Raw genomic sequence first — 22,208 nt, 5'->3', positions numbered from 1 at the left:
TGCCCACACGGCGGGTGGGAGGGGGCACCGCCCCGCCGGGCGCGCGGCCCACACGGGGCGGGTGCGGGCCCCACACGGGGCGGGGGCGAAGCCCCGGGTGAAGCGCGCCGCCCAGCCGGGCGCGGGTAGGCGCGGAAACGCGCCGAGCCCCGCAGGGCGGGCGCTTGGGGCGCGGGCCTGCGGGGCTCGGGGAAAATCGGGGGCGGGGCTACCGCTCGGGGGCCGTCAGTGGCCGCCACCCTGCTGCTCGTCGCGGCGACGCTGCCACCGCGCTTCGATCCGGTCCATCATGGAGCGTCGCTGCCGAGCCTGACGGCCGCCGGCCGCCCTCTGCTCGCCCGGCTTGGGCGCCTTGCGCCATCCGGTGACCGCCAGGACCGCACAGCCCAGCATGACGAGGAAACCCACCACGCTGATCCAGATCAGGCCGTCTTCCTGGAAGACCATTCCGGTCATGAGGAGCGCGATACCCACCAGGAAGCCGACGACTGCCTGGTAGACCCGTCGCCGGGTGTACGTACGCAGCCCGCTTCCCTCGAGCGCTGTCGCGAACTTGGGATCTTCGGCGTACAGCGCTCGCTCCATCTGCTCGAGCATTCGCTGCTCGTGCTCCGAGAGCGGCACGGAGTCCTCCTAGTCGTCGGTCGCGGGGGCGACCGGTTTGCGGCCCTTTCAGGATAGGCAGGGAATCGCCCCCGTGAAACCCGCCTCAATACCGATAGCCAATCCGGGCCGCCATGCGGATCGGTTGCTGAGGCGTTGATTCCCCAGCCCCTCGTCCGTCATGCCGGATGGTGTCCCCCGATCATACGGGGCGGAGCCCCGGATCGGGCGGGCTGTGGCGCACTCCGTCGAACGGGTGGCCGTCCCGCTCAGGCCCGCTTCCGGCCGAGAACGTGCAGCTGGGTGGCGATGGCCTGGAAGGAGGGCAGCTCGGCGGCGGCCGCTTCCAGCCGGAGGAGGGCCTCGGCGGCCCCGGGCTCGGTGTCGACGAGGGCACCGGGGACGAGGTCGGCGAAGACCCGGACGCCGTGCACGGCGCCGACCTCGAGACCGGCCGCGTCGGCGAGCTCGGCGAGCTGCTCGGCGGTGAAGCGCCGGGGCACGGGGTCGCCGCCGCCCCAGCGGCCCGCCGGGTCGTCGAGCGCGTGCCGGGCCTCGGTGAAGTGGCCGGCGAGGGCGCGGGCGAGGACGGCGCCGCCGACCCCGGCGGCGAGCAGGCTGAGGCTGCCGGCGGGGCGGAGCGCGGCGGCCGCGTTCCGCACGCCCTCGGCGGGGTCGTCGACGTACTCCAGGACGCCGTGGCAGAGCACGGCGTCGTAGGAGTCGCGCTCGACGACGTCGAAGAGGCCCCGGATGTCGCCCTGGACGCCGGTGACGAGGTCGGCGACGCCGGCCTCGGCGGCCCGGCGGCCCAGGGCGAAGAGCGCGTTGGGGCTGGGATCGACGACGGTGACGCGGTGGCCGAGGCGGGCCACCGGCACGGCGAAGTTCCCGGAGCCGCCGCCCGTGTCGAGGACGTCGAGGCCCGCCTTCCCGGTGGCCTCGACCCGGCGGTCCAGGGCGTCTTTGAGGACGTCCCAGACGACGGCGGTACGCAGGGAGGCGCGCGACGGGCGCGACGACGCCTCACGGCCGAAGACAGGGGAAGGGTCCGGCACGGCTGTTGACTCCTCGGTGACGGGTCTGGACGGTCCCCACCCTATGGCCTCGCCCTCTCCTTTCGGATCATCCCGGGCTCCCGTCGGCCCCGGGCTGCGGGGGCAGTACCGGCCGGAGGGCGAGCAGCCGCTCGACGAGGCGCAGGAAGTGCTCGGCGTCCCTGAGCAGGTCGTCGGCCTCGCGCCGGGTGACCGCGCCGCTGATGCCGGCCTCGGCGCGGGCTCTGCGCGGGGCCCCGGCGGCGAAGAGGGCGCTCCACTCGGCCAGCTCGGGGGCGAGGCCGGGGAGGAGCTCCCAGGTGCTCCTTATCGGCTGCCGGTGGCGGGGCCGGGTGTCGGGTCTGGCCCGGGCGGCGAGCACGGCGGCCGCGGCGCGCAGGGCGGCGAGGTGGGCGGTGGCGTACCGCTCGTGGGGGCGGTCGAGGACGGCGGCCTCGGCGAGTCCGGCGTGGGACTTGGCGAGGAGGTCGAGGGCGGCGGGCGGGGCGGCGGAGCGGCGCTGGACGGGGTGGATGTCGGAGCCGGGCCCCGTCTCTCCGGGGGTGGGACGGCGGCGGGGCGTGGCTGCTGCGGATGGGCCGGCCATGACGAGCCTCCTGTCGTCGTGTGACGGCGCTGTGGCCGTATGTGTTCATCGTGTCGTGCCCCACTGACAATCGCGCTGACCTGGGGTTTTGCCTCATCGCCGACTCAGGGGTAACTTTTGAACTGACTGGTCAGTTCAAAAGGGGAGTGGGGGGTGAGTCCGTGGGCGCGGAAACCGAGGAGCAGCCGCACGGCGCCGCCGTCGTCGCGGACGGCTTCGGACTGAAGGGGCCGCGCGGCTGGGCCTTCCGGAAGGTCTCCTTCCGGGCGGAGCCCGGAACGCTGGTGGCGATCGAGGGCCCTTCGGGCTCGGGGCGCACCTGTCTGCTGCTCGCGCTCACCGGCCGGATGAGGACCAAGGAGGGCCACGCCGAGGTCGGCGGCCTCGCCCTCCCCCGCAAGATGGCCGCCGTGCGCCGGATCACCGCGCTCGGCCAGGTCCCGGGCGTCAGCGAGCTCGACCCCGCCTTCACGGTCGCCGAGCACCTGCGCGAGCGGGCCCTGCTCCAGCGCCGCTACGACGGTTCCGTACGGGCCCTGCTGCGGCGCCCCGCCGAGCGCGCGGCGGCGTCCCGGGCCCGGATCGACGAGGCCGTGGCGGCCGTGGGTCTGGACCTCGACGCCCTGCCGAAGGGCGAGCGGACCTCCGTACGGGACCTGGAGCGTCTCGAAGCGCTGCGGCTCTCGATCGCCCTGGCCCTGATGGGCCGTCCCCGGCTGCTCGCCGTGGACGACACGGACCTGAAGCTCTCGGACGCCGACCGCGCCGAGGCCTGGGCGCTGCTGCGCTCCCTGGCCGCGTCCGGGACGACGGTCCTCGCCGTCTGCAGCGAGGCCCCCGAGGACGCCCTGCGCATCACGACCCTCGCCGGCGACGACACCGCCGAGCCCCCGGCCGCCACCGCGAAGGACACCGCGCCCGCCACCGGCACCCGCCTCGCGAAGGACACCGGCAAGGACACCGCGCCCGACGCCACCACCGCCGCCGAGGACACCACCGCCGAAGACCCGGCCACCGCCGCCGAGGACACCGCCGCCGTCGGGGAGACGGCGACCGGCGGCACCACCGACACCACGACCGAGGAGGGGGCGGCCGATGCGCTCGCCGAAACTGGCCGCGCTTGAGCTGAAGCGCTTCGGCAGGGGAAAGCTGCCGCGCGCCGCACTCGTCGCGATCCTGCTGCTGCCCCTGCTGTACGGCGCCCTGTACCTGTACTCGTTCTGGGACCCGTACAGCAGGCTCGACAAGATCCCCGTCGCCCTCGTCAACGAGGACCGGGGCGCCACCGCCGGCGGCAAGAAGATCAACGCCGGTGACGACATCACCGAGGGGCTCCTGGAGAGCAAGACCTTCGAGTGGCACGAGGTGAGCGACGCCGAGGCGCGCAAGGGCGTGGAGGACGGGACGTACTACCTGTCCCTGACCATGCCCGGCGACTTCAGCACCCGCATCGCCTCCAGCTCCGGCGACTCCCCGGAGACCGGCGCGCTCCAGGTGCGGACGAACGACGCGAACAACTACATCGTCGGCTCGATCTCCCGGACGGTCTTCTCCGAGGTGCGCAGCGCGGCCTCCACGAAGTCCTCGCGGAGCTTCCTCGACAAGATCTTCATCTCCTTCTCCGACATCCACGACGCCACCGCGAAGGCCGCCAAGGGCGCGGCCGACCTCAAGGAGGGCGTGGACAAGGCGAAGAAGGGCTCCAAGAGCCTGTCGGACGGGCTCACGGACGCCAAGGCCGGCAGCGGCGACCTGGCCGCGGGCCTGAAGAAGCTCGACAAGGGCGCCAAGGACCTGGAGAACGGCTCCCGCAAGGTCGCGAACGGCACGCAGGCCCTCGCCGACAAGGTGAACGGCACCGCCGAAAAGGTCCGTCCGTACCTGGCGAACAACGGCAAGTCGATCCGCGACACCGCCCGGCTCGTCTCCGACTCCGCCACGGCCGCCCGCCACGACCTGGCCGACCTGGTCAAGCGCGCGCCCCTGGTCCGCTCCGCCGCCCACAAGGCCGACGACGGTCTCGTGCGGCTCCACCGGGAGCTGTGCGTCGACGCCGCCCCCACCGCTCCCCCGCTCGACCCCAAGGTCTGCGCGAAGCTCAAGGAGGCCTCCGTCACCGCCGGCGACGTGGCCACGATCGCCGACGACGTGCACGAGCTCACCAAGGGCCAGACCGACGACCTGAAGACCCTGGACGCGCGCCTGGCCAAGCTCGTGAAGCAGGCCGACGAGCTGGCCGCCCGCGCCCCGCACCTCGACGAGGACGTCGAGGGCGCCATCCGGAAGATCAACGAGCTCAACGCGGGCGCGCGGAAGGTCGCGACGGGCGCGGACCAGCTGCACACCGGCATCACCCGGGCGAAGACCGGCTCGGTCAGCCTCGACACCGGTGTCGGCAAGCTCAAGAAGGGCGCGGGCGCCCTGGACGGCGGCCTGTTCAAGCTGGCCGACGGTTCGGGCACCCTCGCCACCGGTCTGAAGGACGGGGTCGACCAGATCCCCGACTACGACCGGCAGGACCGCGACCGGCGTACGGAGGTCATGGCCGACCCGGTCAAGCTGGCCTCCCAGTCCCTGCACAAGGCGCCCAACTACGGCACCGGTTTCGCCCCGTACTTCATCCCGCTCTCCCTCTGGGTCGGCGCGATGGTCGCGTACATGATCATCCAGCCGCTGAACCGGCGCGCCCTCGCGGCCGGCGGCTCCGCCCTGCGGATCGCGCTGGCGGGCTGGCTCCCGGTGGCGGCGATCGGCGTCCTCCAGGTCGCGGCCCTGATGTCGGTCCTGCACTGGGGCCTCGGCCTCCAGATGGCCCGGGCCGCCGGCACGATCGGCTTCCTCGCCCTGGTCACCTGCTGCTTCGCCGCGATCATCCAGTGGCTCAACGCCCACTTCGGCGCGGCGGGCCGGATCCTGGTGCTCGCGTTCCTGATGCTCCAGCTGACCTCGGCGGGCGGCACGTACCCCGTCCAGACCAGCCCGGCCTTCTTCAACGCCGTCCACCCGTTCCTGCCGATGAGCCACGTGGTCGAGGCGCTGCGCCGCCTCATCACGGGCGGCGGGCTCGGGCCGGTCTGGCAGGCCTGCGCGGTCCTGGCGGCCTTCACCGTCGGCGCCCTGGCCCTGACCGCCGTCACGGCGCGCAAGAAGCAGGTGTGGACGCTGGACCGGCTCCACCCCGAACTGTCGCTCTGAACCTGTGAGAATCGACGCCATGGACAGCAGCAGCACCCGACGCCGGGCCACGCGCACGAAGCTCTACGAGGCGGCCGTCACCCTCATCGCGGAGCAGGGTTTCTCCGCGACGACGGTGGACGAGATCGCCGAGCGGGCCGGCGTGGCCAAGGGCACGGTCTACTACAACTTCAAGAGCAAGACCGAGCTCTTCGAGGAGCTGCTGCGCCACGGCGTGTCGCTGCTCGCCGGCTCCCTGCGCTCGGCGGCCGAGGAGACCGCCGAGCGCGGCGGGAGCCGGGTCGACGCGCTGGACGCGATGATCCGGGCGGGCCTCGTCTTCATCGACCGCTACCCGGCCTTCACCCAGCTGTACGTGGCCGAGCTCTGGCGCACCGGACGCGCCTGGAACTCGACCCTCCTGGTGGTCCGTCAGGAGGCCGTCGCGGTGGTGGAGGGCGTGCTGCGCGAGGGGGTGGCGGCCGGTGAGCTGAGCGAGGAGATCGACGTCCAGCTGACGGCCTCGGCCCTGGTCGGGATGGTGCTCGTGGCGGCGCTCGACTGGCAGGCCTTCCAGAGCGAGCGTTCGCTCGACGACGTGCACGCGGCGCTGTCCCGCCTGCTGCACGGCCGCGTCGGCGGCCGCTGAGCGCGAACACGGCGGAAGGCCGGTGCGGCGAGGCTCGATCCCCCCGAGCCTCGCCGCACCGGCTTCTTCCCTTCGCGCCCCCGTGCCGGCAGGCGCACGGCCCCGTTCCGCAGCCCCGTGCCGGCGGTACCGGAGCCGCGCCCCTTCCGTGGGCTCCACTCTCCCCTCCCGCCGGCACCGGCCCCATCCGCGTACCTACTCATCTCGTCCTCTAGGTACGGATACTCAGTCCTGGCTACGATCGCGGGCGTGTCCGTACTCCCCCTGGTGTTCACCAGCGGCTGGGCGAGCGGGATCAACGCGTACGCGGTGGTCCTGCTGTTCGGCCTCTTCGGCGCGACCGGGCTGACCGACGAGGTGCCCGCGTCCCTCCAGCGCACCGACGTCCTCGTCGCGGCGGGCGTGCTGTTCCTCTGCGAGGCGGTGGCGGACAAGATCCCGTACGTCGACTCGGTGTGGGACTCCGTCCACACGGTGGTCCGGCCGGTCGCGGGGGCCGTGGTCGGCGCCCTGCTCGCCGGGCAGAGCGGTTCGCTGCCGGAGCTGGCGGCGGGCGCGGTCGGCGGTTCGACGGCCTTGCTCAGCCACTTCGTCAAGGCGGGGACGAGGCTGGCGGTCAACACCTCGCCGGAGCCGTTCTCGAACATCGCGCTGAGCCTCGCGGAGGATCTCGGGGTGGCGGCGATCGTCACCTTCGCCCTCTTCCATCCGGTGGCGGCGGCGGTCGTCGCGGGCGTCCTGCTCCTGGCGGGCCTGGCGATACTGGTCTTCCTCGCCCAGCGGATCCGCCGCGGCTGGCGGCGCTGGGCGCAGCGGCGGGAGGAGAGACGGCTCGCGGCCCCGGGGGCGCGCCCACCGGCCCATGCCCCGCCGGACGACGGGTCCGACCACTTCTGACCGGGTCCCGGGACGCCCCATAGACTCGCCCGCATGGCACGGATTGTGGTGATCGGCGCGGGACTCGGCGCCATGGCGGCGGCGGCGCGCCTCGCGGTCGCCGGGCACGCGGTGACGGTGTACGAGAAGACGTCGACGTACGGCGGCGCGGTCGGCCGCTTCGAGCGGGACGGCTTCGCCTTCGACACCGGTCCGGGGCTGCTGCACCTGCCGGCCGTCTACCGGGACCTGTTCGTGAAGACCGGGAAGAAGCCCCTGGAGGAGTGCGTCACGCTGACGCAGGTCGATCCGGCGGCCCGTCACGTCTTCGCCGACGGAACCCGCGTCGACCTGCCGAACGCCTCCCGGGCCGGCACGGTCGACGCCCTGGACGCGGCGCTCGGCGCGGGCGCGGGCGAGCGCTGGGGCGACTTCCTGACGCGGGCCCGCGAGGCCTGGGACCGGACCCGGCGCCCGCTCCTGGAGGAGCCGCAGCCGGCCGGCCGCGAGGCGCTCGCCCGCGAGCCGTACCCGGCGCTCAAGGCGGGCTTCCTGCGCCGCCCGACGAGGACGCTCGCCCAGGTGGGCGCGCGGGAGCTGCGCGAGCCCCGGCTGGTCGCGCTCCTGGACTCCTACGCGGAGGCGTACGGCGTCCCGGCGTGGGCCGCCCCGGCGTCCGCCGCCGTCCTGCCGTACATGGAGCAGACCTTCGGCAGCTGGTACACGGCGGGCGGCATCCGGGCGCTCGCGGACGCGGTGTACGAGCGGTGCCGGGAGCGGCGCGTGGAGTTCGTCTTCGACGCGCCCGTGGACGAGGTGCTGACCGAGGCGGGCCGGGCCGTCGGGATCCGGCTCGCCTCCGGCGGGACGGTGGAGGCGGACCACGTGGTGGCGGGCGCGCCGGTGCCGTCCCTCTACCGCGAGCAGGTCCTCCCCTGGGAACACGGCGACGAGTGGCCGTCCTTCGCGCACGGGTCCACCGGCCGTCTGACGCTCCTGCTGGCCCTGCGCGGGGCCCGCGAGGAGGAGGCCGCGCACCGCACGGTCGTCCACGGGGACGGCGAGCGGCCCACGGTGACCGTGCTGCGGCCCGACGACCCGGAGTCGCGGCCCGACGCGGAGCACGAGTCGGTGACGGTCTCGGCGATGGTGGACCTCACGTCCGAGGAGGACTGGAGCGGCCTCGCCGACCGGATGGCCGAGGCCGCCGCCCGGGCGGTGCCGGGGCTCGCCGAGCGGCTGCTCTGGCGGGAGGTCCGCAGCCCGGAGGACGTCCGGGCCGCCACCGGTGCCGCCGAGATCCCGCCCCCCGCGCTCGCGGACGCCGCCGGGACGTACCTCCCGGCGGCGAACCTCTCCCCCGTCCCCGGGCTGTACTTCGCGGGCGGCTGGTCGCACCCCGGCGGCGGGCTCGCCCACGCGGGCATGTCGGGGGCGCTGGTGGCCGGACTCATCGTGGAGGGCGCGGACTTCCGCGGCTCCCGGTAGGCCCTAGTAGCGGTACTGCTGCTGGTCGTCCGGGTGCGGCTGCTCGTAGCCGTACGGGGCCTGCTGCTGCGGGGCCTGGTCGGTGTCGCGCTGCTGCGGGACCCAGACGCCGCCGGGCGGGGTGTCGTAGGTGTACGAGGGCGCGTAGGGGTCGTTGTAGTACGAGCCGTACTGCTGGCCGTCGGTGCCGGGGCCGATGTACGGATCGGAGTACGCGGCGTACTGCTGCTGTCCGGCGGCGGTGCCGTAGTCGTAGGCCTGCTGCTGCTCGTGGCCGGGCTGTCCGTAGGAGGGCTGCTCGTATCCGGGCTGCTGGTACGCGGACGCGTAGGGGTCGTACTCCGTGCCGTACCCGGTGCCGGCGGCCTGGGCGGTGGTGTCGTAGACCCCGTACTGGCCGGTGTCCTCGGGCATCGGCTGCGGCTCGTAGACCGCGGTCGTCCCGGCGGCGGTCTCGGGGCGCGGCTCGTGGCCGGGCCCGTCCTCCGTGTCGTACGCGGAGTCCACGGTGTCGTACGAGAGCTCGGTGACCTCAAGAGTGGGTCCGGCCGGCGGGGCGGCCTTGCGGCGGCGGCTCTCGCGCGGGCTCCCGCCGATCGCCCAGCCGGTGGAGAAGCCGCGCCGGAAGGAGAGCGTCACATAGGTCTGGCCGACGGCGAAGGCGACGGCCCCGGCGATGATGACGAGGACCGAGGGCAGCAGGACGCCCACGACGACGCCGAGGAAGCCGCCGAAGGCGAGCAGGCGCCAGCGCAGCCGCGCCTTGTACTGGAGGAGCACCTCCCCCAGCAGCCACAGTGCGACCACGCCGAACGCGATGTAGAGGACCGTCCACCCCATGCCCCGCCGCCCCTCTCCGCGGTCACCGCCGCGGGTCGGGGCGGGTACGACCGGTCACGACTGCTGGTGCAGTCCGAGATTCTCGTAGATCTCGAGCGTCGCGGTGGAGCTGTTGAGCGTGATGAAGTGCAGTCCGGGGACACCCTCGGAGAGCAGACGCGCGCAGAACTCCGTCGCGAACTCGATACCGATGGAGCGTACAGCGGCGGGATCGTCCTTGACGGCGAGGATGCGCTCTTTCACATCCGCGGGGAAGAGGGCGTTGCTCAGCTGGGGCAGCCGGTCGAGCGTCTTCACGTTCACGACGGGCATGACCTCGGGGATGATCGGGGTCTCGCAGCCCGCCTTCTCCACGCTGTCGCGGAGCCGCAGATAGTTCTCCGGGTCGAAGAACATCTGGGTGATCGCGTAGTCGGCGCCCGCGCGGCACTTGTCCACGAAGTGCCGGATGTCCGTGTCCCAGTCGGTGGACCGGGGGTGCATCTCCGGGAAGGCGGCGACGCCGACGCAGAAGTCTCCCGACTCCTTGATCAGCCGGACGAGGTCGGCGGCGTACTTCACGCCCTCCGGGTGCTCGACCCACTCGCCCAGCGGGTCGCCCGGCGGGTCGCCGCGGACGGCGAGCATGTTCCGGATGCCCACGTCGGCGTACTGGCCGAGGATGTTCCGCAGTTCGGCGACCGAGTGGTCGACGGCCGTGAGGTGGGCGACGGGGGTGAGCGTGGTGTCGGAGGCGATCTTCTGGGTGGCCTTGACGGTGCCGCCGCGGGTGGAGCCGCCGGCGCCGTAGGTCACGGAGACGAAGCTGGGGCCGACCGCCTCGACCCGGCGCATGGCGTTCCAGAGGACCTGCTCGCCCTTCTCGGTCCGGGGCGCGTAGAACTCGAAGGAGTACGACGTCTCACCGGCCGCGAGGATCTCGCGGACGGTGCGCGCACGGTCCGAGCGGACGGAAGCGGTACCAAGGGCCATACGGGCAGGTTAGACGGGGGGCGGGCGGCAGCGTAGACGGCGTCCGAGTAATGGACACCTTTTCGGACAACTATCGGGATTGCGCCGCGCGCCCCGCGGTACCGCTGGTACGGCCCTCAGGCCTCGGCGCGCTCGCGGACGCGCTTGGCGAGGGCGGCCGTCGCGGCGGCCGGGTCGGCGGCCTCGGTGATGGCGCGGACGACGACGATCCGGCGGGCGCCCGCGTCCAGGACCTCGTCGAGGTTGGTCTCGTCGATGCCGCCGATGGCGAACCAGGGCCGGTCCTGGGCCAGCTCCGCCGCGTACCGCACGAGGCCGAGGCCCGGGGCGTACCGTCCGGGCTTGGTGGGGGTGGGCCAGCAGGGGCCGGTGCAGAAGTAGTCCACGCCCGGCTCGGCGGCGGCCGCGGCGACCTCGCTCTCCGCGTGGCAGGAGCGGCCGATCAGCACCTCCTCGCCGAGGATCGCGCGGGCGGCGGGCACGGGCAGGTCGCCCTGGCCGAGGTGGAGGACGTCGGAGCCGATGGCGTGGGCGACGTCGGCCCGGTCGTTCACCGCGAGGAGCTTGCCGTGCCGGCGGGCGGCCTCGGCGAAGACGGCGAGGTGCTCCAGCTCCTCACCGGCCTCCATGCCCTTGTCGCGGAGCTGGACGACGTCCACGCCGGAGGAGAGCACGGCGTCGAGGAAGGCGGGCAGGTCGCCCTGGCGCTTCCGGGCGTCGGTGCACAGGTAGAGCCGGGCGTCGGCGAGCCGCTCACGAGGCGTGGACATGGGTGGGTTCCCCCCGTTCGTGTCGCCGGTGCCGCGGCGGCCGGCCCGTGGGGGACCCGGCCGCCGCGGCACCCGCGGTGGTGTCTTCGGTGTCTGCGCGCCTCAGAGGGCGAGCGCCTGGGCGCGGCGCTTCACCTCCGTGCCGCGGTTCTCGTTGAGCGCCTGCGCGGGCGTGCCCGGCAGGCTCTCGTCCGGAGTGAAGAGCCACTCCAGCATCTCCTCGTCGGTGAAGCCGTCGTCCCGGAGGACGGTCAGCAGCCCGACGAGGCCCTTGACGATCTTGTCGCCCTGGATGAAGGCGGCGGGGATCTGCAGGGACCTGTTCTCGCCACGGCGGACGGCGATGAGCTGGCCGTCCTTGATCAGCTGCCGCACGCGCAGCACGTCGACATCGAGCATCTCCGCGATGTCGGGCACATAGAGCCAGGCGGGGACGAGCGCATCGATCTTCACGTCAATCTCGGTCACGGGACAAGCCTGCCATCCCGGACCGACAGTCGGTAGCCGGGCCCTACCGGACCGCCGCCTTCAGGGGGACGGACGGGTCGGCGGCGCGCTCCGGGTCGACGGGGACGGCGGCCTCGATGAGCTTGCGGCCCTGGGCCAGGTCGCGGGGGCGGCCGACCGCGAGGAGGGCCACCGGCACCCCCTCGCGCAGCCAGAGCACGGACCAGGCCTCGTCGGCCGGGTCGCCGCGCCACAGCAGCTCGTCCGCGCCCGCGTGGTGGCCGGCGTACTGCACGAAGCGGCCGAACTGCTCGGACCAGAAGTACGGCACCGGGTCGTACGGCGCGTCGGCGGCCCCGGTGATCGCGGCGGCGACCGCGCGGGGGCCCTGGAGCGCGTTGTCCCAGTGGTGGACGAGGAGCCGCTCGCCGTAGCGGGCGGAGGGGAAGGAGGCGCAGTCGCCGACCGCGTACACATCGGGCAGGGAGGTGCGCAGCCGGTCGTCGGCGGTGACGGCGCCGCTCGGGTCGAGGGCGATGCCGGAGCCGGTGAGCCAGTCCGTGGCGGGGCGGGCGCCGATGCCGACGACGACGGCGTCGGCGGGCAGTTCGCGGCCGTCGGCGAGGACGACGCGGCCCGGTGCGCCGGGCTCGACGGTGAGCACGCGCGCGTGGGTGAGGAGTTCGGCGCCGTTCGCCCCGTACCACTCGGCCATGGGGGCGGCGACCTCGGCGGGCAGCGCCCCGGTGAGGGGGAGGTCGGCGGCCTCGACGACGGTGACGGCGCAGCCCGCCTCGCGCGCGGCGGTGGCGAACTCGGCGCCGATCCAGCCGGCGCCGACGACCACGACGGAGTGGCGGCGCTCCAGGACGGGCCCGAGGCGCACGGCGTCGTCGAGGGTCCGCAGCAGGTGGACCCCGGGGACGCCCTCGGTGCCGGGCAGGGTGACGGGCCGGGCCCCGGTGGCGAGGACCAGGACGTCGTACGCGACGGGTCCGGTCTCGGTGTCGATCTCGCGGTCGGCGGCGCGCAGCCCGGTGACGTCCAGGCCGAGGCGGAGCTCGATGCCGAGGTCCTCGAAGTCGATCTCGAAGGCGGAGTCCTCGGCCTTGCCGAGGAGGATCGCCTTGGAGAGCGGCGGGCGGTCGTAGGGCTGGTGGGGCTCGGCCCCGATGAGGGTCACGGGGCCGGTGAAGCCCTGCTCGCGCAGGGCGACGGCGGTCTGGACGCCCGCCATTCCGGCGCCGACGATCACGACGTGCTGCTGTGCCTGCTTCTGCTCGCTCACTCGACCACCTTATGCATCTGACGGTGCGTCAGGAAGGGAGGGGTCTGTGGCCCCCCGGAGACGCGGGCTAGTCTGGCGGACGTAAAGCACTCGCGGGAGCCCGGACGACCGGGCTGAGAGGGAGGCTGGGACGGCCTCCGACCGTACGAACCTGATCCGGGTCATGCCGGCGAAGGGAGGGGCTGGACGCCCATGCGTTCTTCCGATGTCCTGAGGTCCGACGTCCTCGTGGTCGGGGGCGGCATCATCGGCCTGGTCACGGCCTGGCGGGCCGCGCAGCGCGGACTGCGCACCGCCGTCGTCGACCCCGATCCGGGCGGCGGGGCCGCGCGGGTCGCGGCCGGGATGCTCGCCGCCGTCACCGAACTCCACTACGGCGAGGAGACCCTGCTCGGGCTCAACCTCGCCTCCGCGGCGCGTTATCCCGCCTTCGTCGCCGAACTGGAGGAAGCCGCCGGCCACGACGTCGGCTACCGCGCCTGCGGCACCCTCGCCGTCGCCCTCGACGCCGACGACCGGGCCCACCTGCGCGAACTGCACGCCCTGCAGACCCGCTGCGGGCTCGTCTCCGAGTGGCTCAGCGGCCGCGAGTGCCGCCGCCTCGAACCGATGCTGGCGCCCGGCGTCCGGGGTGGGCTGCGGGTCGACGGGGACCACCAGGTCGACCCGCGCCGACTGGCCGCCGCGCTGGTGACGGCCTGCGAGCGGGCCGGGGTGGCCTTCCACCGGGCCCTCGCGGAGCGCCTGACGACCGTCCGCGACCGGGCCCGCGGGGTCCTCCTCGCCGGCGGCGAGGAGCTGACGGCCGATCAGGTCGTGCTCGCCGCCGGCAGCCTCAGCGGCCGCCTCGCGGGCGTCCCCGACGAGGTCCTGCCACCGGTCCGGCCCGTGAAGGGCCAGGTCCTGCGGCTGCGGATCCCCGCCCCGTACGCTCCCTTCCTCTCCCGCACCGTCCGGGCCGTCGTCCGCGGCAGCCACGTCTACCTGGTGCCCCGCGAGAACGGCGAGCTCGTCGTCGGCGCCACCAGCGAGGAACTGGGCTGGGACACCACGGTGACGGCGGGCGGGGTGTACGAACTCCTCCGCGACGCCCACGAGCTGGTCCCGGGCCTCACCGAGCTGCCGCTCACCGAGACCCGCGCCGGACTGCGCCCCGGCTCCCCCGACAACGCCCCGCTGCTCGGCCCCACCGCCCTGCCCGGCCTCCACCTGGCCACCGGCCACTACCGCAACGGGGTGCTGCTCACCCCCGTCACCGGCGACGTCATGGCGGAGGCGCTCACCACGGGCGCCCTCCCCGACGAGGCGCGCCCCTTCACCCCCCGCCGTTTCTCCCCCGTACGTCAGGAGCAGCCCGCATGAACGTGTCCGTGAACGGAGAGCCCCGCGTCCTGGCGGGCCCCCTCTCCCTCGACGCCCTCGTGTCGACCCTGAGCACCGCGCCCTCGGGCGTGGCCGCGGCCGTCAACGAGGAGGTCGTGCCGCGCGGCGAGTGGGCCACGACGGTGCTCGGCGAGGGCGACCGGGTGGAAGTCCTCACGGCAGTGCAGGGGGGCTGAGCGCTCATGTCCGACGACGTCTTCACCCTCGGCGGTACGGAGTTCTCCTCCCGCCTCATCATGGGCACCGGCGGCGCCCCCAGCCTCGACGTCCTGGAACGCTCCCTCCTCGCCAGCGGTACGGAACTGACCACGGTCGCCATGCGGCGCCTGGACCCGACCGTCCAGGGCTCGGTCCTCTCCGTCCTGGAACGCCTCGGCATCCGGGTCCTGCCCAACACCGCGGGCTGCTACACGGCGGGCGAGGCCGTCCTCACCGCCCGGCTGGCGCGGGAGGCGCTGGGCACGGACTGGATCAAGCTGGAGGTCGTCGCGGACGAGCGGACCCTCCTCCCGGACGGCGAGGAGCTCCTCGCGGCGGCCGAGACCCTCGTCGACGACGGCTTCACCGTCCTCCCCTACACCAACGACGACCCCGTCCTCGCCCGGAAGCTGGAGGACGTCGGCTGCGCCGCGATCATGCCGCTCGGCTCCCCCATCGGCTCCGGACTCGGCATCCGCAACCCGCACAACTTCCAGCTCATCGTGGAGCGCGCCGGCGTCCCCGTCATCCTCGACGCCGGCGCGGGCACGGCCTCGGACGCGGCGCTCGCGATGGAGCTGGGGTGCGCGGCGGTCATGCTCGCGTCCGCCGTGACCCGCGCGCAGGAGCCGGTCCTCATGGCCGCCGCCATGCGCCACGCGGTCGAGGCGGGCCGCCTCGCCCACCGCGCCGGCCGCATCCCCCGCCGCCACTTCGCGGAGGCGTCCTCCCCGACGACGGGCCAAGCCCACCTGGACCCGGAACGCCCCGCCTTCTGATCCGTTGTGGGCTGCGCCGCCCCCCGTTGTGGGCAATCGTTCCGCAGGGCGGAACGGGTGGGCACAACGGACCCGCGCCCTGCCGGCGCCAGAGGCTTCCGAGCCCGAACCCGCACCCCATGGGCGCTGTGCATGGGGTGCGGGTTCAGGCCCGGAACGCGGAGGCGCCGCTAGAGGGCGCCGTCCCGTGTGCCCACCCGTCCCGCCCAGCGGGACGATTGCCCACACGGGGCGGGGCACCGCCCACAACGGGCGGGGCGAGGCGCGTCACAGGTGCGCTGCAGTCACGGGCGGCGGGCCGGGGCTTCTGTCCCGTCCTCGTAGACTCGTCGCCGTGGACACGACCCTTCAGGACCCCCTCCTCGGGCGGCTGCTCGACGGCCGCTACCGCGTGGACGCGCGCATCGCCGTCGGCGGGATGGCCACGGTCTACCGGGCCGTGGACACCCGCCTCGACCGCGTGCTCGCGCTCAAGGTGATGCACCCGGCCCTCGCCGCGGACGCCGCCTTCGTGGAGCGGTTCATCCGCGAGGCGAAGTCCGTCGCGCGGCTCGCGCACCCGAACGTGGTCGGCGTCTTCGACCAGGGCGCCGAGGGCGCGTACGTCTATCTGGCGATGGAGTACGTCGCCGGCTGCACCCTCCGCGACGTCCTGCGCGAGCGCGGCGCCCTGTCGCCCCGGGCCGCGCTGGACATCCTGGAGCCGGTGCTCGCCGCGCTCGGCGCCGCGCACCGGGCCGGGTTCGTGCACCGGGACATGAAGCCGGAGAACGTCCTGATAGGGGACGACGGCCGGGTGAAGGTCGCCGATTTCGGTCTCGTACGGGCCGTGGGCTCGGCGACCGCCACCACCGGCGCGGTCCTCGGCACGGTCTCGTACCTCGCGCCGGAGCAGATCGAGCACGGCACCGCCGACACCCGCGCCGACGTGTACGCCTGCGGTGTCGTCCTCTACGAGATGCTGACCGGCGGCAAGCCGCACTCCGGCGACACCCCCGCCCAGGTGCTCTACCAGCACCTGAACACCGACGTGCCCGCCCCGTCCGCCACCGTCCCGGGGCTCGCACCCGAGCTGGACGACCTGGTCGCGGCGGCCACGGCCCGCGACCCCGAGCTCCGCCCGTACGACGCCGTCGCGCTGCTCGCCCTGCTCCGGGAGGCCCGCGCCGGGCTCGGCGACGAGCAGCTGGACGCGGTGCCCCCGTCGGCGCGGTCCGAGGTCCGCGACACGGCCGAGGACCGGACGAGCGTGATCGCCCGCCCCGTACCGGTGGCGACCGAGCACACCAGCCGGCTGCCCGCCCCGGAGGCTCCGCCCGCCGCCCGCCGGCGGCCCCCGCGCGGCCCGCTCCTCCTCGTCGCCGCCGTGCTGCTCGCCCTCGGTCTGGGCGCCGGCGTCTGGTACATCAATTCCGGCCAGTTCACCCGCGTCCCCGCCGTCCTCGGCCAGTCCGAGGCCGCCGCGACGAAACGTCTCGCCGACGCCGGGCTCGACGTCGGCGGCACGAAGCGCGCGTTCAGCGACGTGTACGAGCGCGGCACGGTCATGGCCGTCGACCCGGCCCCCGGCGAGCGCGTCCGGGGCAACGCCACGGTCACCCTCACCCTCTCCCGCGGCCCGGAGATCGTGAAGGTCCCCAACCTCAAGAACAAGCCGCTCGCGGAGGCCAAGCGCACCCTGGAGGAAGAGGGCCTCGCCCCCGGGGTGATCACCTACGCCTTCAGCGACTCCGTCGCGCAGGGCTCCGTGATCAGCACCGATCCCGAGCCCGGCACCGAGCGCAGCCCCGATTCCGCGGTCGCCCTCGTGGTCAGCAAGGGCTCCCCCGTCGACGTGCCCGACGTCAGCGGCGAGACCGTCGCCGACGCCACGGCCGCCCTCCAGGAGGAGGGGCTCACCGTGAAGGTCGCCCCGGAGCGGATCAACTCCCCCGAGGCCGCCGGCACCGTCGCGGCCCAGTCCCTCGCCGGCGGCAGCCGGGCCGCCGAGGGCGACGTCATCACCCTCACCGTCTCCAAGGGGCCGAAGCTCGTCGAGGTCCCGGACGTGACGGGCAAGTCGACCGAGGACGCCCGGACGGCCCTGGAGGACGCGGGCTTCGAGGTCGAGATCAAGAAGTCCTTCCCCTACCTCGGCGACACGGTCGCGAGCCAGTCCGTCGAGGGCGGCGGGACCGCGCCCGAGGGCTCCACCGTCACCATCACGATCAAGGGACTCTAGACACTCATGCGCAACCCCGTCGGCGGCCATGTCCCCGTGGCCGGCGGCCTCGCCACCGTCGGCCTCGGCTACGCCCGCGAACTCGGCGCCGAGACCGTGCAGGTCTTCGTCGCCAACCCGCGCGGCTGGGCCACCCCCACCGGCAACCCCGCCCAGGACGAGCGCTTCCGGGCCGAGTGCGAGGCCGCGTCGATCTCGGCCTGGGTGCATGCCCCGTATCTGATCAACTTCGGCTCCCACACCGAGGCCACGGTGGAGAAGTCGGTGGAGTCGCTGCGGCACTCGCTGCGCCGGGGCCGCGAGATCGGCGCGAAGGGCGTGGTCGTGCACACCGGATCGGCGACCGGCGGCCGCCCGCGCGAGGTGGCCCTCGCCCAGGTGCGGGAGCGGCTGCTGCCGCTCCTCGACGAGCTGACGCACGAGGACGATCCGGATCTGCTCCTGGAGTCGACGGCGGGCCAGGGCTTCTCGCTCTGCTCGCGGACCTGGGACTTCGGCCCGTACTTCGACGCGCTCGACCGCCACCCCAAGCTGGGCGTCTGCCTCGACACCTGCCACATCTTCGCCGCCGGGCACGACCTGGCGGGCCCGCACGGCGCCGCGCAGACCCTCGACCTGCTGGTGGAGACGGTCGGCGAGGGCCGGCTGAAGCTGATCCACGCCAACGACTCGAAGGACGTGGTGGGCGCGCACAAGGACCGGCACGCGAACATCGGCGCCGGTCACATCGGCGAGGAGGCGTTCCGAAACCTCCTGCGCCACCCGGCCACCGAGAACGTGCCGTTGATCATCGAGACCCCGGGCGGCAAGGAGGGGCACGTCGCCGACGTCGAGCTCCTGAAGAAGCTCCGCGAGCGCCGAGGATGATCACTTCCCCTTGAGGAATACCCTAGGGGGGTATACGGTTCCTATCGACGACAGAGCCGTAGACCCGAGGCTGGGGGCACCTCATGCAGCACGAAGCGCATACACACCACGACCATTCCGGGCACGAGGGTCACGCAGGGCACGAAGGACACGGCGGCCACGCAGGGCACGAGGGTCACCACGACCACGCGGGCCACACCGGTCACGACACCCACGCCGACCACGCTGGCCACACCGGTCACACCGGCCATGACGCCCACGCCGGCCACCACCACACCCCCGGTGGCACCGTCTCCTGGTCCATGGCCGCCCAGGCCACGCTGCACTGCCTCACCGGCTGCGCCATCGGCGAGGTCCTCGGCATGATCATCGGCACCGCGTTCGGCTGGGGCAACCTGCCGACGATGGTCCTCGCGATCGTCCTGGCCTTCTTCTTCGGCTACGCGCTCACCCTGCGCGGCATCCTGTCCGCCGGCGTCGACTTCAAGACGGCCTTCAAGGTCGCCCTCGCCGCCGACACCCTCTCCATCGCCGTCATGGAGATCATCGACAACGGCGTCATCGCCCTCTGGCCCAGCGCCATGGACGCGCACCTCGACGAGGCGTTGTTCTGGATCGCGCTCGCGGTCTCGCTCGCCCTCGCGTTCGTGGTGACCACGCCGGTCAACAAGTGGATGATCGGCCGCGGCAAGGGCCACGCGGTGGTCCACCAGTACCACCACTGAGGAAGCGCGGAACCACCACCGAGACGGTCCGGAGCGGCTACAGCTCCGGGCCGTCTCCCGGTTCCTCCTGGTACGAGTAGCGCTGCTCCGTCCACGGGTCACCGAGGTTGTGGTAGCCGCGCTCCTCCCAGAAGCCCCGGCGGTCGGCCGCCATGTACTCCACGCCCCGGACCCACTTGGGACCCTTCCAGGCGTACAGGTGCGGGACGACGAGCCGCAGCGGGAAGCCGTGCTCGGCGGTGAGCAGCTCCCCGTCCTTGTGGGTGGCGAAGATCGTGCGGTCCGCGGCGAAGTCGGCGAGCCGCATGTTGGCGCTGTAGCCGTACTCGGCCCAGACCATCACATGCGTGACGTGGGGCGCGGGCGGGGCGAGTTCCAGGATCGTGCGGGCGGGCACACCGCCCCATTCGGCCCCGAGCATGCTGAATTTCGTGACGCAGTGCAGATCGGCCAGGACCGTGGAGAACGGGAGGGCCGAGAACTCCTCGTGGTTCCAGCAGCGCTTGTCGCCGTCGGCGGTCGCCCCGAAGACGCGGAACTCCCAGCGGTCCGGCTTGAACCTGGGGACGGGCCCGTAATGGGTCACCGGCCAGCCGCGCTGGATCCGCTGTCCCGGCGGAAGCTCCGAGGGAAGATCCGACGGAAGGTCCGGCGAACGATCCGGCTGACCCGCTTCCCGGTGTACTCCGCTCTCCGGCTGACCCATGTCCTCCATGGTGACAGACGGCGAGGGGTGGTCATGACCAGGCGACCACCGGGCGACTCGATTCGGGCAACTCACACTAAGCCTGCACTTACTGGACGCCCCCCATTCGGGGTGCGAGGATGCGGCCATCCCGCCTAGTCACGGTGCGGACACACAGCGTGGAAGGATCCTGAAGCGATGCAGGGCGACCCCGAGGTCCTCGAGTTCCTCAACGAGCAGCTGACCGGCGAGCTGACGGCCATCAACCAGTACTGGCTGCATTACCGCATCCAGGACAACAAGGGGTGGACGAAGCTCGCCAAGTACACCCGCGAAGAGTCCATCGACGAGATGAAGCACGCGGACAAGCTGACCGAGCGCATCCTGATGCTCGACGGCCTGCCCAACTACCAGCGGCTCTTCCATGTGCGGGTCGGCCAGACGATCACCGAGATGTTCCAGGCGGACCGCCAGGTCGAGGTGGAGGCGATCGACCGCCTCAAGCGCGGGATCGAGGTCATGCGCGCCAAGGGGGACGTCACGTCCGCCAACCTCTTCGAGGAGATCCTCGCCGACGAGGAGCACCACATCGACTACCTGGACACGCAGCTGGAGCTGATCGAGTCCCTGGGCGAGGCGCTGTACATCTCGACGCTCATCGAGCAGCCCAGCTGAAGTCCCCCCTAGGGGCCTAGGCCGCTTCCCGGAGGTCCACGACCGTCTCCGTCGCCAGGGCGGGCATGCCCTGGTCCACGAGCTCGCGTCGCGGGCAGTTGCCGCGCCCGAGAATGGCCTGAATGCGACGGACGCAGGAGCCGCAGTCCGTGCCGGCCTTGCAGGCGGAGGCGATCTGGCGGGGCGTGCAGGCACCCGCGTCCGCGTGCTCCTTGACCTGCTTCTCCGTGACACCGAAGCATGAGCAGACGTACACGCGGTTCACCTCCCGCCGAGATCGTTAAGGCTAACCTAACCTTACCCGGCGCCCCGGAGGCGCAAAAGCCTTTGATACGACGATGGGGCACGGATCACAACGATCCGTGCCCCATCCCCGTAGGAAGCTACTTACTGATCGCGGTACATCTCCGCCACCAGGAAGGCCAGGTCGAGCGACTGGCTGCGGTTGAGCCGCGGGTCGCAGGCCGTCTCGTAGCGCTGGTGCAGGTCGTCGACGAAGATCTCGTCGCCGCCGCCCACGCACTCGGTGACGTCGTCACCGGTGAGCTCGACGTGGATGCCGCCCGGGTGGGTGCCGAGGGACTTGTGCACCTCGAAGAAGCCCTTGACCTCGTCGAGCACGTCGTCGAAGCGGCGGGTCTTGTGGCCGGAGGCCGCCTCGAAGGTGTTGCCGTGCATCGGGTCGGTGACCCAGGCGACGACCGCACCGGAGGCGGTGACCTTCTCGACCAGCTCGGGGAGCTTGTCGCGGACCTTGTCGGCGCCCATGCGGACGATGAAGGTCAGCCGGCCCGGCTCGCGGTCCGGGTCGAGGCGGTCGATGTAGGTGAGCGCCTCGTCGACCGTGGTGGTCGGGCCGAGCTTGATGCCGATCGGGTTGGCGATCTGCGAGCAGAACTCGATGTGGGCGTGGTCGAGCTGGCGGGTGCGCTCACCGATCCAGACCATGTGGCCGGAGGTGTCGTACAGCTTGCCGGTGCGCGAGTCCGTACGGGTCAGGGCGCCCTCGTAGTCGAGCAGCAGCGCCTCGTGGGAGGCGTAGAACTCGACGGCCTTGAACTCGGCCGGGTCGGTGCCGCAGGCCTTCATGAAGTTCAGGGCGTTGTCGATCTCGCGGGCGAGCGCCTCGTAGCGCTGGCCCGAGGGGGACGACTTCACGAAGTCCTGGTTCCAGGCGTGCACCTGGCGCAGGTCGGCGTAGCCACCGGTGGTGAAGGCGCGGACCAGGTTGAGCGTGGAGGCGGAGGCGTTGTACATCCGCTTCAGCCGCTCGGGGTCCGGGATGCGGGCCTTCTCGTTGAAGTCGAAGCCGTTGACCGAGTCGCCGCGGTAGGTCGGCAGGGTCACGCCGTCGCGGGTCTCGGTGCCCTTGGAGCGGGGCTTCGAGTACTGGCCGGCGATGCGGCCGACCTTCACGACGGGCACGGAGGCCGCGTAGGTGAGGACGGCGCTCATCTGGAGCAGCGTCTTGAGCTTGGCCCTGATGTGGTCGGCGGACACGCCGTCGAAGGCCTCGGCACAGTCGCCGCCCTGGAGCAGGAACGCCTCGCCACGGGCGACGGCTCCCATCCGGGCGCGCAGCTGGTCGCACTCGCCGGCGAAGACGAGCGGAGGATACGACTCGAGGTCCGCGATCACATCGCGCAGAGCCTCGGCATCGGGGTACTCGGGCTGCTGCGCCGCGGGCAGGTCTCGCCAGGTCGCCTTGGCGACGGCGTGGGATTCAGCGTTCACGGTCACAAGCACCACAGTAAGGGGTTCTTCGTCCGGTCCTGTCCCTCTGCCCAGTAGCTGAGACGCGCGTCTCGAACGCGTGCCTGAAATGTCCCCCGAGGATCTTCGCGCTACCGAGTGGTGTTACCCTGCGGCCCGTTTAACAAGAGCAAAGTCGAATTCACAGGGGTGGGCGTGACCCAGGGGCATC

Annotated in this window: 23 protein-coding genes and 1 riboswitch; of the genes, 12 read left to right on the top strand and 11 right to left on the bottom strand. The window is 72.8% G+C overall.

Annotated elements, in window-relative coordinates; all coding sequences use genetic code 11:
• Positions 1 to 225: 225 nt before the first annotated feature.
• From ACH4TP_RS17435 to ACH4TP_RS17425, 3 genes are all read right to left on the bottom strand, one after another.
• Entirely contained in the window at positions 226 to 624 is a 399-nt protein-coding gene (locus ACH4TP_RS17435; RefSeq protein WP_086832207.1) for a DUF3040 domain-containing protein, read from the bottom strand.
• A 248-nt stretch (positions 625 to 872) separates the two neighbouring features.
• Complete coding sequence (locus ACH4TP_RS17430) at positions 873 to 1,661, bottom strand: class I SAM-dependent methyltransferase (protein WP_398177660.1); 789 nt, start codon at positions 1,659 to 1,661, stop codon at positions 873 to 875.
• Between the two features lie 67 nt (positions 1,662 to 1,728).
• Positions 1,729 to 2,247 carry an SAV_6107 family HEPN domain-containing protein gene (locus tag ACH4TP_RS17425; RefSeq protein ID WP_389224074.1) on the bottom strand — a complete coding sequence of 173 codons (519 nt, stop codon included), beginning with the start codon at positions 2,245 to 2,247 and terminating at the stop codon, positions 1,729 to 1,731.
• A 161-nt stretch (positions 2,248 to 2,408) separates the two neighbouring features.
• Between ACH4TP_RS17425 and ACH4TP_RS17420 the strand changes: the two genes are divergently transcribed.
• The 5 genes from ACH4TP_RS17420 to ACH4TP_RS17400 all read left to right on the top strand — a co-directional run bounded on the left by ACH4TP_RS17420 (position 2,409) and on the right by ACH4TP_RS17400 (position 8,434).
• Positions 2,409 to 3,371, top strand: a complete 963-nt coding sequence (locus tag ACH4TP_RS17420) for an ATP-binding cassette domain-containing protein (protein WP_398438446.1) — start codon at positions 2,409 to 2,411, stop codon at positions 3,369 to 3,371.
• Positions 3,343 to 5,442 (top strand): YhgE/Pip family protein, encoded by a 2,100-nt coding sequence (locus ACH4TP_RS17415; RefSeq protein ID WP_398177665.1) that lies wholly within the window; start codon positions 3,343 to 3,345, stop codon positions 5,440 to 5,442. The genes ACH4TP_RS17420 and ACH4TP_RS17415 overlap by 29 nt, the downstream gene beginning before the upstream one ends.
• 19 nt (positions 5,443 to 5,461) lie before the next feature.
• The gene (locus ACH4TP_RS17410) at positions 5,462 to 6,070 is read left to right on the top strand and encodes a TetR/AcrR family transcriptional regulator (protein ID WP_389224083.1); all 609 of its coding nucleotides are present in this window, start codon (positions 5,462 to 5,464) and stop codon (positions 6,068 to 6,070) included.
• Positions 6,071 to 6,319: 249 nt separating this feature from the next.
• Positions 6,320 to 6,967: a DUF4126 family protein gene (locus tag ACH4TP_RS17405; protein WP_398438445.1), complete on the top strand. Its 648-nt coding sequence runs from the start codon at positions 6,320 to 6,322 to the stop codon at positions 6,965 to 6,967.
• A gap of 33 nt (positions 6,968 to 7,000) precedes the next feature.
• The gene (locus ACH4TP_RS17400; RefSeq protein ID WP_398438444.1) at positions 7,001 to 8,434 is read left to right on the top strand and encodes a phytoene desaturase family protein; all 1,434 of its coding nucleotides are present in this window, start codon (positions 7,001 to 7,003) and stop codon (positions 8,432 to 8,434) included.
• Positions 8,435 to 8,437: 3 nt separating this feature from the next.
• Here ACH4TP_RS17400 and ACH4TP_RS17395 read toward each other — a convergent pair whose 3' ends face one another.
• The 5 genes from ACH4TP_RS17395 to ACH4TP_RS17375 form a co-directional block, all read right to left on the bottom strand.
• Positions 8,438 to 9,274 (bottom strand): hypothetical protein, encoded by an 837-nt coding sequence (locus tag ACH4TP_RS17395; protein WP_398177673.1) that lies wholly within the window; start codon positions 9,272 to 9,274, stop codon positions 8,438 to 8,440.
• 54 nt (positions 9,275 to 9,328) lie between these two features.
• Complete coding sequence (gene metF / locus ACH4TP_RS17390; RefSeq protein WP_398177676.1) at positions 9,329 to 10,246, bottom strand: methylenetetrahydrofolate reductase [NAD(P)H]; 918 nt, start codon at positions 10,244 to 10,246, stop codon at positions 9,329 to 9,331.
• 116 nt (positions 10,247 to 10,362) lie between these two features.
• Positions 10,363 to 11,016 (bottom strand): thiamine phosphate synthase, encoded by a 654-nt coding sequence (gene thiE, locus ACH4TP_RS17385; RefSeq protein ID WP_398438443.1) that lies wholly within the window; start codon positions 11,014 to 11,016, stop codon positions 10,363 to 10,365.
• Positions 11,017 to 11,118: 102 nt separating this feature from the next.
• Positions 11,119 to 11,484, bottom strand: coding sequence for an Rv2175c family DNA-binding protein (locus ACH4TP_RS17380; RefSeq protein WP_389224101.1), 366 nt, complete (start codon positions 11,482 to 11,484; stop codon positions 11,119 to 11,121).
• Between the two features lie 43 nt (positions 11,485 to 11,527).
• Positions 11,528 to 12,700, bottom strand: coding sequence for an NAD(P)/FAD-dependent oxidoreductase (locus tag ACH4TP_RS17375; RefSeq protein WP_398438459.1), 1,173 nt, complete (start codon positions 12,698 to 12,700; stop codon positions 11,528 to 11,530).
• 133 nt (positions 12,701 to 12,833) lie between these two features.
• Positions 12,834 to 12,946: riboswitch (TPP riboswitch) on the top strand.
• Between ACH4TP_RS17375 and thiO the strand changes: the two genes are divergently transcribed.
• From thiO to ACH4TP_RS17345, 6 genes are all read left to right on the top strand, one after another.
• On the top strand, positions 12,944 to 14,113 hold the full coding sequence (thiO, locus tag ACH4TP_RS17370; protein ID WP_389224104.1) for a glycine oxidase ThiO: 1,170 nt from the start codon (positions 12,944 to 12,946) through the stop codon (positions 14,111 to 14,113). (Overlaps the previous riboswitch by 3 nt.)
• Positions 14,110 to 14,310 (top strand): sulfur carrier protein ThiS, encoded by a 201-nt coding sequence (gene thiS / locus ACH4TP_RS17365; protein ID WP_389224107.1) that lies wholly within the window; start codon positions 14,110 to 14,112, stop codon positions 14,308 to 14,310. The genes thiO and thiS overlap by 4 nt, the downstream gene beginning before the upstream one ends.
• Before the next feature lie 6 nt (positions 14,311 to 14,316).
• On the top strand, positions 14,317 to 15,111 hold the full coding sequence (locus tag ACH4TP_RS17360) for a thiazole synthase (protein ID WP_389224110.1): 795 nt from the start codon (positions 14,317 to 14,319) through the stop codon (positions 15,109 to 15,111).
• Between the two features lie 334 nt (positions 15,112 to 15,445).
• The gene (pknB, locus tag ACH4TP_RS17355) at positions 15,446 to 17,332 is read left to right on the top strand and encodes a Stk1 family PASTA domain-containing Ser/Thr kinase (protein WP_398438442.1); all 1,887 of its coding nucleotides are present in this window, start codon (positions 15,446 to 15,448) and stop codon (positions 17,330 to 17,332) included.
• Between the two features lie 6 nt (positions 17,333 to 17,338).
• Positions 17,339 to 18,199 carry a deoxyribonuclease IV gene (locus ACH4TP_RS17350; RefSeq protein ID WP_389224116.1) on the top strand — a complete coding sequence of 287 codons (861 nt, stop codon included), beginning with the start codon at positions 17,339 to 17,341 and terminating at the stop codon, positions 18,197 to 18,199.
• An 83-nt stretch (positions 18,200 to 18,282) separates the two neighbouring features.
• Complete coding sequence (locus ACH4TP_RS17345) at positions 18,283 to 18,924, top strand: DUF4396 domain-containing protein (protein WP_398438441.1); 642 nt, start codon at positions 18,283 to 18,285, stop codon at positions 18,922 to 18,924.
• Positions 18,925 to 18,961: 37 nt separating this feature from the next.
• Here the strand turns inward: ACH4TP_RS17345 and ACH4TP_RS17340 are convergent, their stop codons facing one another.
• Positions 18,962 to 19,630 (bottom strand): sulfite oxidase-like oxidoreductase, encoded by a 669-nt coding sequence (locus tag ACH4TP_RS17340; protein ID WP_389224122.1) that lies wholly within the window; start codon positions 19,628 to 19,630, stop codon positions 18,962 to 18,964.
• 177 nt (positions 19,631 to 19,807) lie between these two features.
• On the opposite strand from ACH4TP_RS17340, the gene bfr reads away from it, so the two are divergent.
• Entirely contained in the window at positions 19,808 to 20,284 is a 477-nt protein-coding gene (gene bfr, locus ACH4TP_RS17335) for a bacterioferritin (protein ID WP_043223049.1), read from the top strand.
• Positions 20,285 to 20,300: 16 nt separating this feature from the next.
• On the opposite strand, the gene ACH4TP_RS17330 is transcribed toward bfr, so the two are convergent.
• Together ACH4TP_RS17330 and ACH4TP_RS17325 are read right to left on the bottom strand one after the other, a co-directional pair.
• Positions 20,301 to 20,549: a bacterioferritin-associated ferredoxin gene (locus ACH4TP_RS17330; RefSeq protein WP_398177693.1), complete on the bottom strand. Its 249-nt coding sequence runs from the start codon at positions 20,547 to 20,549 to the stop codon at positions 20,301 to 20,303.
• Between the two features lie 122 nt (positions 20,550 to 20,671).
• Complete coding sequence (locus tag ACH4TP_RS17325; protein WP_389224128.1) at positions 20,672 to 22,024, bottom strand: class II 3-deoxy-7-phosphoheptulonate synthase; 1,353 nt, start codon at positions 22,022 to 22,024, stop codon at positions 20,672 to 20,674.
• Between the last annotated feature and the right edge of the window lie 184 nt (positions 22,025 to 22,208).

It is taken from the genome of Streptomyces sp. NPDC021012, assembly GCF_044333355.1.
Lineage (GTDB): Bacteria > Actinomycetota > Actinomycetes > Streptomycetales > Streptomycetaceae > Streptomyces.
The sequence above is the reverse complement of the archived record's forward strand: the minus strand, read 5'-3'. Positions and strand labels throughout refer to the sequence as shown.